Origin of the sequence: Amycolatopsis sp. GM8, assembly GCF_021653975.1 — a bacterium.
Taxonomy (GTDB): domain Bacteria; phylum Actinomycetota; class Actinomycetes; order Mycobacteriales; family Pseudonocardiaceae; genus Amycolatopsis_E.
The window spans coordinates 77560-94588 of record NZ_JAJKFK010000012.1; the positions used below are offsets into that span (position 1 = coordinate 77560).

General features: G+C 68.6%; 14 protein-coding genes and 1 tRNA gene. 4 read left to right on the forward strand and 11 right to left on the reverse strand.

Features of this window, described 5'->3' with window-relative positions:
* Positions 1-18: 18 nt before the first annotated feature.
* Genes LOZ83_RS37100 through LOZ83_RS37110 form a run of 3 tightly spaced genes read left to right on the forward strand, consistent with a single transcriptional unit; the run spans position 19 to position 1933 of the window.
* Entirely contained in the window at positions 19-678 is a 660-nt protein-coding gene (locus LOZ83_RS37100) for a glycosyltransferase family 2 protein (RefSeq protein ID WP_236796554.1), read from the forward strand.
* Positions 675-1334 carry a DUF2064 domain-containing protein gene (locus tag LOZ83_RS37105; protein ID WP_236796555.1) on the forward strand — a complete coding sequence of 220 codons (660 nt, stop codon included), beginning with the start codon at positions 675-677 and terminating at the stop codon, positions 1332-1334. Before LOZ83_RS37100 ends, LOZ83_RS37105 begins: the two co-directional genes overlap by 4 nt.
* Positions 1331-1933: a class I SAM-dependent methyltransferase gene (locus LOZ83_RS37110; protein WP_236796556.1), complete on the forward strand. Its 603-nt coding sequence runs from the start codon at positions 1331-1333 to the stop codon at positions 1931-1933. Before LOZ83_RS37105 ends, LOZ83_RS37110 begins: the two co-directional genes overlap by 4 nt.
* Positions 1934-2012: 79 nt before the next feature.
* Here LOZ83_RS37110 and LOZ83_RS37115 read toward each other — a convergent pair whose 3' ends face one another.
* The 6 genes from LOZ83_RS37115 to LOZ83_RS37140 form a co-directional block, all read right to left on the reverse strand.
* The gene (locus LOZ83_RS37115) at positions 2013-3383 is read right to left on the reverse strand and encodes a trypsin-like peptidase domain-containing protein (RefSeq protein WP_236796557.1); all 1371 of its coding nucleotides are present in this window, start codon (positions 3381-3383) and stop codon (positions 2013-2015) included.
* A gap of 75 nt (positions 3384-3458) precedes the next feature.
* Positions 3459-4538, reverse strand: coding sequence for a galactose-1-phosphate uridylyltransferase (gene galT / locus LOZ83_RS37120; RefSeq protein WP_236796558.1), 1080 nt, complete (start codon positions 4536-4538; stop codon positions 3459-3461).
* Positions 4535-5326, reverse strand: a complete 792-nt coding sequence (locus LOZ83_RS37125) for a DeoR/GlpR family DNA-binding transcription regulator (RefSeq protein WP_236796559.1) — start codon at positions 5324-5326, stop codon at positions 4535-4537. The genes galT and LOZ83_RS37125 overlap by 4 nt, the downstream gene beginning before the upstream one ends.
* Before the next feature lie 64 nt (positions 5327-5390).
* Entirely contained in the window at positions 5391-6800 is a 1410-nt protein-coding gene (locus LOZ83_RS37130) for a cell wall metabolism sensor histidine kinase WalK (RefSeq protein WP_236796560.1), read from the reverse strand.
* An 8-nt stretch (positions 6801-6808) separates the two neighbouring features.
* Positions 6809-7501 carry a response regulator transcription factor gene (locus LOZ83_RS37135; protein ID WP_236796561.1) on the reverse strand — a complete coding sequence of 231 codons (693 nt, stop codon included), beginning with the start codon at positions 7499-7501 and terminating at the stop codon, positions 6809-6811.
* Between the two features lie 44 nt (positions 7502-7545).
* Positions 7546-8202 (reverse strand): response regulator transcription factor, encoded by a 657-nt coding sequence (locus LOZ83_RS37140; RefSeq protein WP_236796562.1) that lies wholly within the window; start codon positions 8200-8202, stop codon positions 7546-7548.
* A gap of 147 nt (positions 8203-8349) precedes the next feature.
* On the opposite strand from LOZ83_RS37140, the gene LOZ83_RS37145 reads away from it, so the two are divergent.
* Positions 8350-8422, forward strand: a tRNA-Arg gene (locus LOZ83_RS37145).
* Between the two features lie 412 nt (positions 8423-8834).
* Here LOZ83_RS37145 and LOZ83_RS37150 read toward each other — a convergent pair.
* The 5 genes from LOZ83_RS37150 to LOZ83_RS37170 form a co-directional block, all read right to left on the reverse strand.
* Positions 8835-9722: a hypothetical protein gene (locus LOZ83_RS37150; RefSeq protein WP_236796563.1), complete on the reverse strand. Its 888-nt coding sequence runs from the start codon at positions 9720-9722 to the stop codon at positions 8835-8837.
* A gap of 158 nt (positions 9723-9880) precedes the next feature.
* Positions 9881-14374, reverse strand: a complete 4494-nt coding sequence (locus LOZ83_RS37155; RefSeq protein ID WP_236796564.1) for a hypothetical protein — start codon at positions 14372-14374, stop codon at positions 9881-9883.
* Positions 14371-15102, reverse strand: coding sequence for a hypothetical protein (locus tag LOZ83_RS37160; RefSeq protein WP_236796565.1), 732 nt, complete (start codon positions 15100-15102; stop codon positions 14371-14373). The genes LOZ83_RS37155 and LOZ83_RS37160 overlap by 4 nt, the downstream gene beginning before the upstream one ends.
* Positions 15099-16673 carry a hypothetical protein gene (locus tag LOZ83_RS37165; protein ID WP_236796566.1) on the reverse strand — a complete coding sequence of 525 codons (1575 nt, stop codon included), beginning with the start codon at positions 16671-16673 and terminating at the stop codon, positions 15099-15101. Before LOZ83_RS37165 ends, LOZ83_RS37160 begins: the two co-directional genes overlap by 4 nt.
* Positions 16609-16974 carry a DUF2397 domain-containing protein gene (locus LOZ83_RS37170; protein ID WP_236796567.1) on the reverse strand — a complete coding sequence of 122 codons (366 nt, stop codon included), beginning with the start codon at positions 16972-16974 and terminating at the stop codon, positions 16609-16611. The genes LOZ83_RS37165 and LOZ83_RS37170 overlap by 65 nt, the downstream gene beginning before the upstream one ends.
* Between the last annotated feature and the right edge of the window lie 55 nt (positions 16975-17029).

Below are 17029 nucleotides of genomic sequence, written 5' to 3' on the forward strand. Positions count from 1 at the left end.
GGACTTACTTTCCGTTGCGTGAGCCAAGATCCAACAGACGTCATATTGCCGTGCCTCGACGAAGCGGCGGCGCTGCCGAATTTGTTGTCTACCCTGCCACGAGGATTTCGCGCGATCGTCGTCGACAACGGCTCGACGGATGACTCGCCGCGAATCGCGGCCGAGCACGGCGCGAAGGTGGTTCACGAACCGCGCCGCGGCTACGGCGCCGCCGTGCACACCGGACTCGAGTACGCCACCTCGGACATCGTGTGCTTCCTCGACGCCGACGGTTCCCTCGACCCGGCCGACCTGATCCCGATGGCCGACATCGTGGCCAGGGGCGCCGATCTCGCCGCCGGCCGGCGCGTGCCCGTGACCCGTGACGCCTGGCCGTGGCACGCGCGCGCGGGCAACCTGCTCCTCGCGACACTGATGCGACGGCAAGGCGTCCCGGTGCATGACATCGCGCCGATCCGGGCGGCCCGCCGCCGGACGCTGCTCGACCTGGGGATCGCCGACCGCGGCTTCGGCTACCCCTTGGAACTACTCATCAAGGCCGGCCGCGCGGGACTGCGCATCGAGGAGTTCGATGTCGCCTACCGGCCGCGGGCCGCCGGCACGAAGTCGAAGGTCTCGGGCTCCGTGCGCGGCACGCTCCGCGCGACCCGCGACATGGCGAAGGTGTTGCGCGGATGACCGGCGCGTTCTGCCTGCTGGTCGTGGCCAAGGCGCCGGTGCCCGGGTTCGCCAAGACCCGGCTGTGCCCGCCGGCCACGCCGGAGCAGGCCGCCGACATCGCCGCCGCGGCGCTGCTCGACACGCTCGACGCGGTCGGCGCGACGCCCGGCGCCGTGCCCTTCGTCGCGACCACCGGCGATTTCACCACGGCCGCCCGTTCCGCCGAACTCGCGCACGCGCTGTGGCCGATGACCGTGATTCGCCAGCGCGGCAACGGTTTCGCACAGCGGCTCGCCAACGCACACTGCGACGCGGCCGTCGCCGGCCTGCCGGTGCTACAGATCGGGATGGACACCCCGCAGGTCACCCCGGACCTGCTCGCCGAGTCCGGGGCACTGCTCAGGTCCGAGCGGGAAGCCGTGCTCGGCCCGGCGCAGGACGGCGGCTGGTGGGCGCTCGGACTCGGAAACCCTTCTGCGGCAAGGGTTCTGGCCGATGTCCCGATGTCCCGCGACGACACCGGGATCCGTACGCTGCGGGCGCTGACCGCAGCCGGGCTGAACACGACCGAGCTCGCAGAACTGTCCGATGTGGACACCATGGCGGACGCCGAACGGGTGGCGAGCCTGTGTGGCGGCAGGTTCGCCGAAGCGGTCGCGGCGGCGCGATCGTGAGGAGTCCCTTCGACAGCGCCCTCGTCACCAACAGCTGCGTGCTCGAACTGGCCAACGGTGAACGGATCGAACTGCCGGCGAAACGCTGGGCGGCCGACCCGTGCCTCGGCGACGAACTGATGCTGGCCCGCTGCAGCGGGCCGACTCTCGACATCGGCTGCGGACCGGGCCGGCTGACCAGCGAGCTGACCGCGCGCGGGATCAGCTCGCTGGGCATCGACGTGTCCCGCACGGCGGTCCGGTTGACCCGGCTGCGTGGCGGTTCCGCGTTGCGACGCGACGTCTTCGGCCGCGTGCCCGGTGAAGGACGGTGGCAGCACGCCCTGCTCGCCGACGGCAATATCGGCATCGGCGGCGACCCCGTCACGCTGCTGCGGCGAGTACGGGAGTTGCTCGCGCCGGACGGCCGGGTGGTGATCGAGGTCGAGCCCGGGCACACGCTGCGCCGCGGGCACGTCCGCGTCGGCGACAGCACCTGGTTTCCGTGGGCTTGGCTGGGAATCGGCGCGCTGGAGGAGATCGCGGACGAGGCATCGCTGCGCGTCGTCTGGGCCGGCGCGCACGATTCGCGCCACTTCACCGAACTCGCCGCGAGCTGAACGCCAGACGGGCTCCCGGCGACGGATCGCCGGGAGCCCGGAGTTGGTCTCGGCCGCACGTGCGGCCGAGCGTCGGAAGTCAGTTCACCGGGACCGGTTGTCCGCCCAGCGTCACCTGCACCGTGCGGTTGTCGCTGAGGGTGAACGTCACCTTGTCGTTCGGCGCGCGGGTGCGGATCGCCGCGATCAGGCCGTCCGAGTCGTTGATGACCTGGTTGTCCACTTTGGTCACCACATCGCCGGTCTTGAGCCCGGCCTGCTCCGCCGGACTGCCCTGCCCGACGTTCTGGATCTGCGCCCCGCCCGACTGCGCGTCGGCGACCGTCGCGCCGATGTAGGTCTGCGTGGCCTTCCCGGTGTCGATGATCTCCTGCGCGGTCCGGCGCGCCTGGCTGATCGGGATCGCGAACCCGATGCCGGCGTTGGTCGCCTCGCTCTGCTGCTGGCCGAGCCCGCCCGAGGACTGCGGGCTGTAGATCGCCGAGTTGATACCGATGACCTGGCCGGCCAGGTTGACCAGCGGGCCACCCGAGTTGCCCGGGTTGATCGCCGCGTCGGTCTGGATCGCACTCATCACCGTCGCCTGGTCGCCGCTGCTGCCACCGGCGCGGACCGGCCGGTGTAGCGCGCTCACGATGCCCGACGTGACGGTGCCGGTCAGCTCGAACGGCGAACCGAACGCCACCACCGACTGGCCGACCTGCATCTGGTCGGAGTTGCCGAGCGCCACCGGGGTCAGGTTCTTCACGCCCTGCACCTTGACCACGGCGATATCCGTCGACGGGTCGCGGCCGACGATCGACGCGCCCGCCTTCGACCCGTCCTGGAACACCGCCTGGATGCTGCCGCCCTGCGCGGCGACCTCCACGACGTGGTTGTTGGTCAGGATGTAGCCGTCGGTCGACAGCACGAAGCCCGAGCCTTCGCCCTGTTCCTGACTGCCCGACACGACGAGCTCGACCACGCTCGGCAAGACCTTCTGCGCCACCGATTCGACGCTGCCTGCCGGCGCGTTGCTGGTCTGCTGGCTGGGCACGGGCTGGTTGAGCGCGTTGTAGGCGTTGCCGCCACCGGCGTTCCCGGACGCGAAATAGCCCCCGAGCCCACCGGCGGCACCGCCCACGACGAGCGCGAGCACGGCGACCCCCGCGACGAGCCGGCCCGAACCGCGGCGCTGCTGCGGGATCGGGGGCTGCGGCGCGGCGAAGGTCGCGGTGCTGTACGGCAGGCTCTGCGGCTGGTGCGGCGACGGCGACGTCCAGGGATACGTCTGCTGCTGACCCTGCACCGACCACGGGCTCGGCGGCGGCCCACCGAACGAAGTCCCGCGCGGCGGCGTGCTCGCGTCCTCCTGCGACTGCGACGGCAGCTCCGGCTGCTGGGGCAGTTCCGGCTGCGGCTCCTGCGGAGCACCACTGCCGTGTGACGCGCTGGGGTCGTTCTCCGTCATGTCCTCACCATGCTGGTCGGTCCTGAGAGCCGGCTGAGCCCAACCTGAGGTTCCCACATGAGTATGGCGCGCGTGCTAAAGCACCGCCCGGAGACGGTCGGCGATCTGCTCGGGGGTGGCGTCGTTGATCCAGACCGCCATGCCGGACTCCGAGCCCGCGAGGTACTTCAGCTTGTCCTTCGCGCGCAGGATCGAGAGCAGGTCCAGGTGCAGCCAGCCCAACTCGCGACCGACGCGCACGGGCGCCTGGTTCCAGGCCGCGATGTAGGGCAACGGCCGATCGTACAAGGCATCGCAGGCGCGGAGAACCTGCAGATACACCTCAGCGAAATCGTCGCGCTCGGCATCGGTGAGCGCGGGGATGTCGGGCACCTGGCGGTGCGGCACCAGCAGCACCTCCACCGGCCAGCGCGCCGCCGGCGGCACGAACGCCGTCCAGTACGCGCCCTCCGCGATGACCCGCACACCGGACTTCCGCTCCGCGGCGAGCACGTCGCCGAGCACGTGGCGGCCGTGTTCGGCCTGGTAGGCGCGGGCGGTTTCGAGCATCTGCCGCGTTTTGGGCGTGACGAACGGATATGCGTAGATCTGCCCGTGCGGGTGCGAGAGTGTCACGCCGATCTCCTCGCCCCTGTTCTCGAACGGGAAGACCTGCTCCACACCCTCCAAAGTGGACATCGACGCGGTACGGTCCGCCCACGCGTCGACCACCGTGCGCACCCGCTTCGGGCTCAACTGCGCGAAGGAACCGTTGTGATCACTGGTGAAGCACACGACATCGGCCCGCCCGCGCCCCGGCGCCGACGGCACCAGGCCCATCCCGTCGACCGTGCCCGGCTCACCGGTGACGTGCTGGGAGAACGAGGGGAACCGGTTCTCGAACACCACCACGTCGTAGTCGGATTCGGGAATCTCGGTGGGTTTTCCGGGGTTGCTCGGATCGAGCGGGCACAGGTCGGCCGGCGGCTTGTACGTGCGCGTCTGCCGGTGTGCGGCCATCGCCACCCACTCGCCGGTCAACGGGTCGCGGCGGATCTCCGAGCTCGCCGCGACCGGCGGCAGGTCCCGGGTGTCGACGGCGGTGCGCTCACGCGGCGACTCGTCGTAGTAGATGATCTCCCTGCCGTCGGCGAGGTGCCGCACCGTGCGTATCAACTTTCCTCCCCCTCGTCCACTTCGGCGATCTTCAGCTCACCGGCGTGCTCGTCCAGCGTTTCCCGCGCCGCCGTCGGCAACCCGTCGTCGGTCACCACGATGTCGGCCTCTTCCAGATCGGCGAACGTGGAGATGCCCACGATTCCCCATTTGGTGTGGTCGGCGAGCACGACGAGATCCCGCCCGGCCTCGACCAATGCGCGGTTGGTCTCGCTCTCCTCCAGGTTCGGCGTGGTGAACCCGGCTTCCGCGGACATCCCGTGCACGCCGAGGAACACCTGGTCCAGGTGCAGCCGCCGGAGGCTGGCCACGGCGACCCCACCGACCAGCGCGTCCGAGGGTGTGCGGACGCCGCCGGTGAGCACGACTGTGCGCTCGGCCTGCGCCGAGTCACGCAGCACGTCGGCCACCCGGATGGAGTTCGTCACGATCGTCAGCTCGGGCACCGCGTCGAGCGCACGGGCGAAGCTCCACGTGGTGGTTCCCGCGGAAATACCGATAGCCGTGCCGGGCCGGACGAGTCCGGCCGCCAGCGTCGCGATCGCTTCCTTCTGCGCCTGCTGCTGTTCGGACTTCGCCTCGAAACCGGGCTCGTCGGTGCTCTTGCCGAGGTTCGCCGTCGCGCCGCCGTAGACCTTCTCGACGAGCCCCTGGCCGGCCAGCACGTCCAGGTCGCGGCGGATGGTCATGTCCGAAACGCCCAGCCTGGCAACGAGTTCGCTGACTCGGACGGCACCCGTACGCCGGGCCTCCGCCAGAATCACCGCTTGCCGCTGCCGCGCCAGCACCGCTGCTCCCGTTTCTCGCCAACTACACAAAATCCTACACGATCAAACATCCGCAGGACTTCGCTCAGCCGGGTGCTCCTGGCAGCCGGATGGTCAGCAGCGCGCCGCCTTCGGGCGCGCGGCCGGCGTACACGTCGCCGCCGTGCCGTTGCGCGGCCTGCTTCACGATCGACAGGCCGAGCCCCGAACCGGGCAGGGTGCGTGCTTCCGAGGAGCGGTAGAACCGGTCGAACACCTTGGGCAGATCGGCTTCGGCGATGCCCGGTCCGGAGTCCGCGACCTCGATGACCGCGGTGCCGTCGCCCAGCGGGTGCATGCGGACCCGGACCGCCGAGCCGGCCGGTGAGAATTTCACGGCGTTGTCCAGCAGGTTCAGCACCGCACGTTCAAGCGCGCTGTGGTCGCCGGTCAGCACCCACGGCTGCAGCGACACGTCGAACTCGATCTCGCTCGCGCGCCTGCGGGCCCGGTCCAGCGCCCGCTCGATGACCTCGATCATCTCGACCCGCTCGAACTGGGTGTGCGGCTCGTCCTGTCGCGCCAGCTCCACCAGGTCGCCGATGAGCTGGGTCAGCTCGTCCAGCTGCGCCTTGATATCGGTCTCGATATCAGATCTGTCCTTTTCGGACAGTGTGGGCGCGCCGGCGCGGCTGGCGGAGAGCAACAGCTCCAGGTTGGTGCGCAAGGAGGTCAGCGGCGTGCGCAGCTCGTGCCCGGCGTCGGCGACGAGCTGCCGCTGTCTCTCCTGTGACTCGGCGACCGTGCCGAGCATCGTGTTGAAGCTCGTCGTCAGGCGGGCGAGCTCGTCGTCACCGCTGACCGGGATCGGGCGCAAGTCCCCCGTCCGGGTCACGTATTCCGTCGCGGCGGTCAGCCGTTCGACGGGCCGCAGCCCGGTGCGCGCGACCGCGGTGCCGGCGAGGGCGGCGACGATGATGCCGCCACCACCGATCAGCGCGAGCACGATGGCCAGCTGGTTGAGCGTCTGCCTCGTCGGCGTCAGCGACTGGGCGAGCACGAGGGCCTGGTCAGGCGCGTAGTGCAGCGCCACGACTCGCATGTCGGTCTTGGTGTCGGTGCGGATCGACGAGTTCGCGCTGCCCTGCGCGACGGCCAGCTCGACCCGGCCGATGGGTGGCTGCCGGCCGCCGGTCGGGATCTGCGGCACCCCGTCGGCGTCGAGCACGGCGATCTGGATGTCCGTGCTGCTCAGCAGCGCCCCCGGGTACTGCTGGATGCCCTGGCGCACCTGCGGGGCCTGCGCGGCGGCGATCGCGCGGACCTGCAGGGTGTCGTCGACCTGCTGGTACAGGTTGTTGTAGACGGTCACGTAGGCGCCGATCGACACCAGCGCCGTCACCCCGGCGACACAGGCCGCGGCCAGCAGCGTGACGCGGGCCCGCAGGGAGATGCGCTTCCTCGGCTTGCGCCCGGCCCTGGTGCCGACCGCGACGATGGCAACCGGTTCGGTCACGGCTTGGCTCACGGCGGGGTTTCCCGGAGGACGTAGCCGACCCCCCGGACGGTGTGGATCAGCCTCGGCTCGCCGTCCGCCTCGGTCTTGCGGCGCAGGTACCCGACATACACCTCGAGCGCGTTGCCGGAGGTCGGGAAGTCGTAGCCCCACACCTCTTCCAGGATGCGGCTGCGGGTCAGCACGTGCTTCGGGTACGACATGAACAGCTCGAGCAACGCGAACTCGGTGCGGGTGAGGCTGATGTCGCGTTCGCCGCGGCGGACCTCGCGGGTGCCCGGGTCGAGGGTCAGGTCGGCGAAGGTGAACTGTTCGGCGTTCGGGCCCGGCTGGTTGTCCGGCGCGGCCCGGCGCAGGAGCGCGCGCAGGCGGGCGAGGAGCTCCTCGAGCGCGAAGGGCTTCGGCAGGTAGTCGTCGGCGCCCGCGTCCAGGCCGGACACCCGGTCGGACACCGTGTCGCGGGCCGTGAGGACGAGAATCGGCAGGTCATCGCCGGTGCTGCGGAGTCGCCGGGCCACCTCGAGGCCGTCCAAGCGGGGCATCATGACGTCGAGGATCATCGCGTCGGGACGATCGGCGATGACCCGTTCCAGTGCCTGCGCGCCATCCCCGGCCAGCTCTACCTGGTAGCCGTTGAACTCCAGGGAGCGACGGAGGGACTCCCGGACCGCCCGATCGTCGTCGACTACGAGAATGCGCATGTGGACAGTGTTACTGACCGTGCTGAGACTCGCCTAAGAACCTGTTAAAGCTGGTCCAAGAGACCGCCCCGGTAGGCGAGTAGCGCCGCCTGTACCCGGTTGGCCGCACCGATTTTCGACAGGACCGCGGACACATAGCCCTTGACGGTGGCTTCGGACAGGTGGAGTTTGCCCCCGATCTCGGCGTTGGACAGGCCCTGGCCGATGAGCGCGACGACCTCGCGTTCGCGCTCGGAGAGGCTGGCGAGCAGCTTGCGCGCGGGTTGCGCGGCGCGCTGACCCTCGCGATGCGCGCGCACCATGCGGGCCGCGACACCCGGATCGAGCACCGCGCCGCCGCGGGCGAGGTCGCGGACCGCGCGCAGCAATGCGGCGGGCTCGATGTCCTTGAGCAGGAAGCCGTTGGCGCCCAGGCGCAGGGCGAGGCTGACGTACTCGTCCATGTCGAAGGTGGTGAGCATCGCGACCGCGGGCGGTGTCGGGAGGGCGAGAATGGCGCGGAGCGCACGGATCCCGTCGTCGGGGGCGCGCATCTTGATGTCGAGCAGCATGACGTCGGGATGCACGCGGCGGGCGGTCTCCACCGCCGAACGTCCGTCACTGGCCTCGCCGACGACCTCGATGTCCGGCGCGCCCCCCATCATGCCGCGCAGACTCGACCGGACCAGCTCTTCGTCATCGGCGAACACCAGCTTGATCAACGGGCCCTCCGGGGTTTTCCTGGGAGCGGGGTTTCCGACTCCGATCACGGAAGGTTACCCACTGGTAGCGCAAGAGTCGATATCTTGGCACGATTGCCCACGTTGGTTGTCGCTCGACCGGCTGCTGCCGCTAGGCTGGCCCCGCAAGCCCTCGTAGCTCAGGGGATAGAGCACCGCTCTCCTAAAGCGGGTGTCGCAGGTTCGAATCCTGCCGGGGGCACAACACCCGATCAAGCGTTTCCGCAGGTCATTCCTGTTCCTCTCGCGAGGTCGGCATAGCGACAGAAACGCCGATTCCCAGGTCGGCCCTGTTCCCGTTGGTCTCCTACGGAGGCTCGATCCGCGCTGACCACCCCTAACGGCGTGCTTGCACCGCGTGAGCACACGCTGCGCTTCACCCAACCGCTCGGCGGCACGAGCGGCGGCGGACGGCCGGGTGTCGCAGACTGGCCGTGACGCTGGCGGCGCCCCGGCCGCGGCAACTGTCCCACCAAGGGCGACCTCATACAGCCGACGCGGCCATGCTTCGACCTGCAGAACCGAGTCGAGCAACTCCGCGTCGGACATCCGGTCCCAGTCCTGGCTCGACAGCTCCGCAACAGCACTGTTCATGCCTGAATTCCATCGCAAAGTCAGCAGTGTGAGTGATGGTCTGCGGCCCACCTGACCACCGCATCCACCGGCACGAGTTCCTGGGCGATGCGTCCGTGTGCGGATCGCACATATTCCAGACGGTCCCACAGCTCGGGGCCAAGCCACTCCCTGCCAACCGCGCCGGACCAGTTGAACTCACCGGCCTCCTGCACAGCGAGACCGACCATCTCGGCCCACAGACCGGAAGCCGGACGTACGCGCACATCACGCGTCACTTGCGTGGCGAGGACGGCCGTCGACGTTCCCGCTGGGTCGAAATCGCCCCAATACCAAGCAGTGCCACGTAACGGGCCCTGACCCGCGACGTCCACCGCAAGGGACGACACCTGCGCAGGGAACGTCTTGCCGGAGCCCCAGCAGACCGCGCCGATGGCGTGGCCACGGGCGTTGCGCAACGCGTCGACCGTGACCCAGTAGGTGTCGCTGTTCTCCACGACGAGCACGTCCGCACCGGTACCGACGACGGCGGCCGGAACCGGTGGCGCGATCCGAACACACGCGAGCAACGACAAGCTCAACCGTTCCGCGCCGAACAGCTTCGTGCGTTCCAGCTCGTCGAGTCGTTTCTCTCTCGCGAAGATCTCGGCGGACCGGTAGCGAACGGGAACGACAGGCAGCTCCTGGGCCTCTGTCCGGCCGAGCCAGTCGTTGATGGTGACGAGATCCTCGAACAGCACATCCGACAACGTCGGCAACGACGCCACCCAGCCCAGCTCGGCACGCCACGGGAACACACACCAAGCCCGTCCACGGCCTGCCGGCCGAGCCGCAGGAACCGTGACGAATCGAGGTTGTGCCGGCACCGTCGAGTTGTCCCATGCCCGCTTCGGCAGTTCGATCACGGCGTCCTGCGACAGCTCGAGCAACGCGCTATGCAGTGCCGTGGCCTGGGCCGGATCCCCCACGAACCGCGGCGCGACCTTGCACCAGAGCCGCCACAACGCAGTGAACTCGATCCTGACGGATCCAGTGTCCAGTATCGCGTCACGGAGAGCGGCGGTCTCCGAACGACGTGGTGTCGAGGTCATCCGCGAATCTCGTAGCGGGTCGCATCGACCCAGTTCCGGGTGGCCGCCCGGTCCCGGCCACCGGTGATCGACTCGGCCACGTCAACGCCGTCCACCGTCGTCGCCCGCAGCCGCAGGTACGAAAGATTGCGGCGGAGATCACCGTCGTTCCGCAGCTTCATGATCACCGAGCCCGTGCCGGTGAACGCCGCATCAACGGCGGGATCGTGCAGACCGGTGGCGCAGACGAGCTGAACTCCGGAGTGGGCGGCCAGCCTGTGCTGCATCTGTATCAACGCTTCGGCCGACGCCGCACCGAACGGGTTGTCCAGCAGGAGTGTGCCTGCGGGCCGGGGGCCGCCCTGCCGATGCGCGGAACGGACCCGGGACAGCGCACAGTAGACGAGCACGGCAAGGGTGAGCACTTGTCCGCCGGAGAACTCGATGGGGATCCGGTCAGGCGGGCAGTACAGCACCCTGCCGTCGATCGACGGCTTGAGGATCTCGATGGACCACGCGCCCGCCCGCGTGCGGTCGAGCACCGTGTCACGCACTGCATCCGCCAGCCACCGTGCCCGCACCTCGGAGGACTTGGCTCGTTTCGGATTTCCGGACAGCTCGACAGCCCACGTGTCGATCCGGGTGACAAGACGTGCGGCGGCTTCGTCATCGGGGGCGTCGTCGAACCGGATCTTGATCGCCGATTGTTGCGAGAGATCGCCGAGCCCGTCCGGTAGTTTGGCGGATCGGGTCACCTCGCGCAGCATGCGTCGCTGGTCGCGGCACAGCGACAGCAGGCTGTCCCGCAGGATCGCACGGTGGTCGTCGAGTTCCCGTAGGTCGTCGGCGGCGGATCCGGCCATCGCCCTGATCCGCCTCGCCAGCACCTCGGCTTCGGTGACCAGATCGGCTTCGGACAACGACCGGACTCGCATCGCTGCCGCGGCGTCGAGACCAGACCACCGGGAGTCCAACGCCGTGCTCCGGGCCGCGACGACCGCGGTATGCAAGTCGTCGCGTGCGGCGCGCTCGAGCCCGTCGGTCTCTCGCTGCTCCTGGACGTACTGCTTCATCAGGTCACGCGCGTTGACTCTGGTGCCGTGGAAGACGTGTGTGGTCGGGATTCGTTCGACGGGCCACAGGTCCAGGGTGTCACCGAGTGACGCGATGTCCTCCTGCACCGCCCGCACTAGTTCGTCCGCGTCTCGTTCGGCTTGTTCCGCACCATCACGGATCTCACGAAGCTCGACGTTGCGGATCTCCAGTTTCTCCTGCAACCGGGGTATGTCCTCGGGTGTGGCCGGTGCCCAGTCCGTCGTGGACAGATCGATGAAGTTCTGGTGATCCGGACCGGCAGGCTGTGCCTCGGCCAGGTCGTCCTCGGCCTGCTTCCGTTTGGTGGTCGCGGTGACCAGTGCCGCCCGCGCCGAGTCCAACGACGTACCCACCCGTTGCTGGGCACGGATACGGCTACCGGGCGAGGCCGCCTCGCCGGTGGTAGCCAGCACCTCGGCGTCGGCAAGTGCCCTGTCGTCGAACTGTCTCGTGCGTCCTACCGCCTTGCCGACGTCGGACTCCGCTCGTTTCAGGAGTTCCGCCTCGATCATGCCGTGCTCGGCGGCGGCGAGTTCGGCACGCAAGGCATGCCAAGCGTCCCTGAGAACCTGGAGGTTGCCTTCGGAATTGAGCGCCGCTTCGTCTACGCCCATCTCAGCACGTTCCCGTGCCCACGTCTCGCCCGCGCTCCGGGCATCGGCGGCGCGCTGCAGAGAGTTCTTGAGCATCTCGGCGGCCGCGGCGATAGCTTCACCTGCCGACCGAAGCTCTTCCCTGGCTCGGCCACGTCTGATCGTCAGCCCGGCGACGCGGGCGGTCGCGACCTCAGCCGCCTGCACCACTTCTGCCAGTCGCGTCGCACGTGCCACGTGACCATCGGCCATGGTGGCCTGCCCTCGGTACTTCTTGGCATCGGCACGGGCTTCAGCGGCTCTCGTCCGTTGAGCCTTCCGGTCGGCAACGAGAGCGTCTCGGCGACTGTCCTCGGCCTCCAGGATGTCGGCGGCCTCCGTCGACATGCGGGCCAGCTCATCCCGGGAAGTTTCACCCCATCGGCGCAGGAAACCGCTGCACAATGCTACGACGTCGCGATACCGCTGTGCGGCGGCGGCTGCTTGCTGATGGGCGTCACCCTCGGCCAGCGCGGTCTCTTCCAGTGCCTTGCGGGTCTCGAGTGCCCACGCTCGGTCCCAGGTGGCACGGTGGGGCACGACGACGTGCCGCCGCGCATCCGTCACGGTTTCCGGTCGTGGTCCGGTCGTCGAAGTCGGCGCGGTGCGCACGGTGACCGGTGTTCTGGTGCGCACCTCCTTCTCAACCAGCAGTGCGACCCCATCGGTAAACCGTTGTGGGTCCGAGATGACCACACCACCGGCCAGGTCCGGGTTCTCCGCGATGAACGGGGCCCGTCGCTCCGAGTCGGCTATGTTGCGCTCGATCCAGCTCAGGCCGGTGACCGCACCTATCCGTGCCTCCGTCAGGATTCCCAGCACGGCAAGGGCGTCCGACCCTGCGGGTGCCGTGCCCGCTTCGTCGAGCTGCGCCAATTCTTCGTTGGCGGCAAGGGCATTCGCCTTGTGTTCGGCCGCCCTGCGGTCCGCAGCGCGCGCGGACTCCTCCGCCATCTGCTTGGCACGCGCCAGTTCGACCGTGCTCTCCGGTCGCGCGCCGATCAGGTGGACCACGGTCTCGTCAGCGCTGACCGTCCCGAACTCCGTGTCGTGGTCGTTCAGTCTCGCGGCAGCTCGCTGAGCGGTCGCCCGAAGCTCGACGAGCTTCTTGTCGAGTATGTCGATCTCGGTTCCGAGGCTGTCGTACGTCCGGTCGGCGGCGAGGGCGGCCTCGTCCGCACCGTCCGCTGCCAGGTTCGCTTCTCCTCTGACTTCCTGCCAGCGGCTGACACACGCGGAAGCACGCTCGCCGTCGTTCAACCAGCCGACGGACACGGCCGCGGCGGTCGCCGTCTCCGCGTCATCGTTCTGCTTCTTGATCTCGCCCAGTTCGCGGTCGACCCGCTCCAGTTCGAGAGTGGCTGTGGTCTTGTCCTGCTGAGCCCGGTCGGCGTCCTCAGCCGCATCGCCCGCCGCTACATCGGCGGCGTCGGCGATCGCCGACGACTCAGCGACAAGAGCGTCGAGCCGTCCTGCCGTCCGTTCGGCCGCGTCCGTCACTCGTTCCCGGAGCGGTTCCAGCCCGGCGTCGGCCGCCTTGTAGGCGAGCTTCGCCGCGTCCCGTGCTTGCCGCGCCGTCTCGAGGTCGATCACCACGTCCACGGCACGCCAAGCCTGCTCGTGCCGCCGCGCTTCCGCCGTTGCCGCCTCGGCGAGCTCGACCTGTTTCCTCGTTGACGCAACCCGTGCGCGGGCCTCCTCTAGTTGCAGCTGCTGCCTGATGTCGCTGATCTGGCCGTACGCGTAGCGTGCCTTGTTGGCCTCCCCACGCGCGGCGTCCAGTGCCTTCTGCAGCTCGCCGAGCGATTCTTCGTCCTGGTGGATCCGGTTGACCAACGCGGCGGCGTGCTCCCCACCGTGAAGTCGTGAGCGACGTGACCGCGCGGCGGCGACGTCAACGACCGCGGACCGGCTCACGATCAACTCGATCCCCGGAGTGATCTCCGCGCCGAAGCCCGCGATCGCCTCGAGCTCGGTGCGCTGGGACGCGAGCGCCGAATAGTCCTCGAGCTTCTGGGTGAACGTCTCCAGTTCGCGGTGATCGTTCAGCGCGGCCACGAAGAACCGTACGACGTTGTCCGGAGAGTCGAACGAAGCGAGCAGTTTCTCCGCGCCGGCTTCCGAATCGTTCATCCTCATCTGATAGCCGAACAGGGTCGGGTCGACACTCGTCCGCTCCTCGAGCGCGGTTGTCCACGCTTGCTGCTTGTCGGTCAGCACCCCTTGTGTTCCCGGGTGGTCGGCGATCAGGTCGTCGACCGCGTCGCAGAAGGCGCGGTGCGGCAACCGCCGGCCGTCCACGACGAACGGCAGGTCGTCAACGCCGGGCAGGCCCGGTCCGGTGTGAAACAGGTACCAGGAACGGTGCATGTTGCTCGTCGAACGAGACGCGTGCGGGGGCTGCCGCCTGCCGTCCTTCCATTCCATGACGGCGCCGGTCACCGTCCGCCGCCCCGACGTGACGTCCTCCCACTCGCACACGACGTGGGAGGTGTCTCCGGTGAGGACGTAGTCCCCGAGCACCTTGCCGCCCACCTGTGCCCGAGACGCCGGCACGACGAGGCTGCACACCAAGGTGATCAGTGTTGACTTGCCACCCGTGTTGGTGAGCGACAGCAGCACGCGCGCCGCGGCACCGTCACTGGTGACGAAGTCGAGATCCAGCGGGTCGAACCTGGCGCCGTCCGGACCGACACCGTGCAGTCTGATCCGTCGAAGCCGCAACGGCGGGACAGGCATGTCCGGCTCTCGATCGACCGGTCCCGCGAAGAGGGAGCGCGTCATACGCCCTCCTCGGTGTCGAGATCGACCGCGTCCGGCAGGCCGTTGACGAGGGCATAGAGATCCGAGTCCTCGGTAAGGGCCGCAACGGCGTACCGGAACCGTGGCCGTGCTGTCCAGGTTCCGCCATCCGTCTCGGCTCGCAGGTTGAGATAGCCGGCCTCGGTGAGCATCTTGCACATGCGGTTCACCGCGCCGGCCCGGTCACCGGTCGAACGTCGCTGGGCATTGGGGCGGGCCTGGGGCAGATCGAGCCATCGGCGCCAGCCCTCGACGAGGCTCTCGTCGACGTCACTGTCATCCGCCGCGGCCTCGGCGAGCCGCTGCCCGGCTCGATCCAGCGTGTCGACGACCGACTGAGTGGTGAACACGGCGATCCGATCCGGATCGTCGAGCATGCCGGCTTCCGGGTAGACGGTGCGCGCGATGGCCAGTATCACGGCTCCCATGACGGTGCGATGATGCGGCTGCGCACGTTTCATGATGTCCGTGACGTGCAGCCGAAGCAGCGAATGGTGCCGTGCGGTGACGACGATCCCTTCCCTGCCGTCGACCTGGAGGTCCAGGCCCGCGCCGGAGAACACCCGGTCCACTGCGGCGGCGAAGTCCGGCTCGTCGAGGTAGCGGGTGACGACGCGATGGAGATCCTCGTTGCGCCCTGGTGTCTCGCGTGGCCGGGCCGACCATGCGAGAAGACGGCCGATATCCACATCGTCGGTCGAGGACCTCATCCGGTCGCCTCTCTGTCGATGTCGTCTTCGTCCAGCACATGCCGTGGCAGACGTGGCACTTCGGCGGGTTCGTTGACGTCGGCGATGACCTCGCCCGGCATCACGAGCAGGTCGTCGGCGTGAATGCCCGCGCTGTCGAGCTCGATCCCGGTGAAGACCGCGATGACGACCCGGTCGCCGGCGGACCGTCCGGCGAGACGTGCCGCCCAGGCACGGTGCGCCGCGTGCACGATCGCCGCGGCGAGGAGGGCAGGGTTCAGCGGCTCTCCGTCTGGATCTTCGACCTCGGCCGTCAACCGATCGACTCGCGCCAGTAGCTGTGACAACCGGGCCGGCTGCTCGATACCGTCCAGCACGGTGTCCACCGTGGTCTCGTAGACCTCCCACCACTCGGGCTCCTCGTCCACCTCGGTCTCCGGTGGGTGGAACTCGTCGCCGAGCTGGGGCGGCTGAGGCGGTGCACACAGCTCGTCGGTGAGCGTGGTGAGCGACGGCCACCAGCGAGCCGGCAGGCCACCCACGATCGCCACCATCCTGTCCGCGGCATCGGCAGCGGTCGCCGTCCCTCTGGTCAGGTAGGGCGCAAGCAGGTCGGTCCCGATGTCGTAGCGCCGAACAGCATGAGGTGGACGGCTGAAACGGTCGTCGAGCGCTTCCCGGAGCCGACTTCGGGCGCCGATGAGATGCCGGTGCAGGTCGTCGTGGCGTCGACGGCACTCGCGCAGGATCTCGATCAGCTGGTTGGCGGCATCCAGCTTGGTCTGGTCGTCGAGTTCCGCACGGCGATCCGCGACGGCGTCGAGTAGTGCCGACTCGGCGTCCAGGCGTTCCTTCACATGATCGAGAGCAGCGTGCAACAAGGCCGGCACCTCGCCGATCCAGTCGTGCACGTCGGGATCGATCAATGTGTCGGCCACGATCCGGCGTACCCGCTCCTGATACTGGATCGACCGGTATCGCGCGTGCTTCGCGATCTCGACGGCCGACTCGACGGCGCCTCGCGCGATGAGGGCGTTGAGCTGCGCCTCGTTGGCGATCTGGGCCGCCTCGATGTCCAGGTCGAGCGCCTCGACGAAGATGTTGATCGCCTGCTCGGAGGCACGCAGGTGCTCGATCCCCTCGCTACCCGTCGGGTGCAGATACAGCAGCCGGAAACGCTGGTTACGCCATGCCGGCCCGGATGCCGTGTGCACCAGGTGCTTCACGATCTCTACGTCCGTGGTGACCAGCGATACGAGGACGCGTTCCGCTACGGACAGCCACTGCGACGCTGACGCTTCAGGAACCTGGCGAGCGGCTTGCATGGTCCCGTAGTCAAGTGCCTCCTCCCAGGTCCGCCCTGCCGAGATGCCCATCGCCAAGGCCACCTGGTCGATCACGGCCAACGCGATGGTGAACAGGTCGTACCGGTCCCAGTAGTCACCGTCCAAACTGCCCTTGGTCCGCTCGATATCGGTGAGTACCTGAATCGGCGCCAACGCACGCCGGCGCCGAGTGATCGACTCGTCATCGGTCGGGATCAGCACATCCCAGCTGGCTGTATCGGCTATAGGCCCCCACGAATCGGCCACAGAGACTCCCTACCACCATTACACCTCGCTGGGATGTGTGAACCTTCTGTTCTCTGTTGCGCATGATCGCGAAGGAACTACCCGACAGACGATCTGCGTGATACCAGCCGGCGGCCACCTCGTCGTAGGACAACCCGGTCAGGCTCATGTCCCGCTCGGCCGGCAGGACGTCGACGATCACCCGGTACTGCGCCGCGAACCGCGAGGCCAGGTAGGCCGGGATGAGTTCCTGCGCCGGCAGTAGGGCCGACCACCGATCAGCGGGTGCCTCCGTCTCCGGCAGCTCGTCGTGATCGATCACACATCCAGGGTACGAACACAGGGTGCCAAGCCGAGGACAACAGCGACACATCACC

What these genes read in the sequence shown, in the direction of transcription:
- LOZ83_RS37160 (WP_236796565.1), bottom strand. Translation starts at nt 15,102, where the DNA reads ATGAGGTCCTCGACCGACGATGTGGATATCGGCCGTCTTCTCGCATGG.
- LOZ83_RS37155 (WP_236796564.1), bottom strand. Translation starts at nt 14,374, where the DNA reads ATGACGCGCTCCCTCTTCGCGGGACCGGTCGATCGAGAGCCGGACATG.
- LOZ83_RS37115 (WP_236796557.1), bottom strand. Translation starts at nt 3,383, where the DNA reads ATGACGGAGAACGACCCCAGCGCGTCACACGGCAGTGGTGCTCCGCAG.
- LOZ83_RS37105 (WP_236796555.1), top strand. Translation starts at nt 675, where the DNA reads ATGACCGGCGCGTTCTGCCTGCTGGTCGTGGCCAAGGCGCCGGTGCCC.
- LOZ83_RS37135 (WP_236796561.1), bottom strand. Translation starts at nt 7,501, where the DNA reads ATGCGCATTCTCGTAGTCGACGACGATCGGGCGGTCCGGGAGTCCCTC.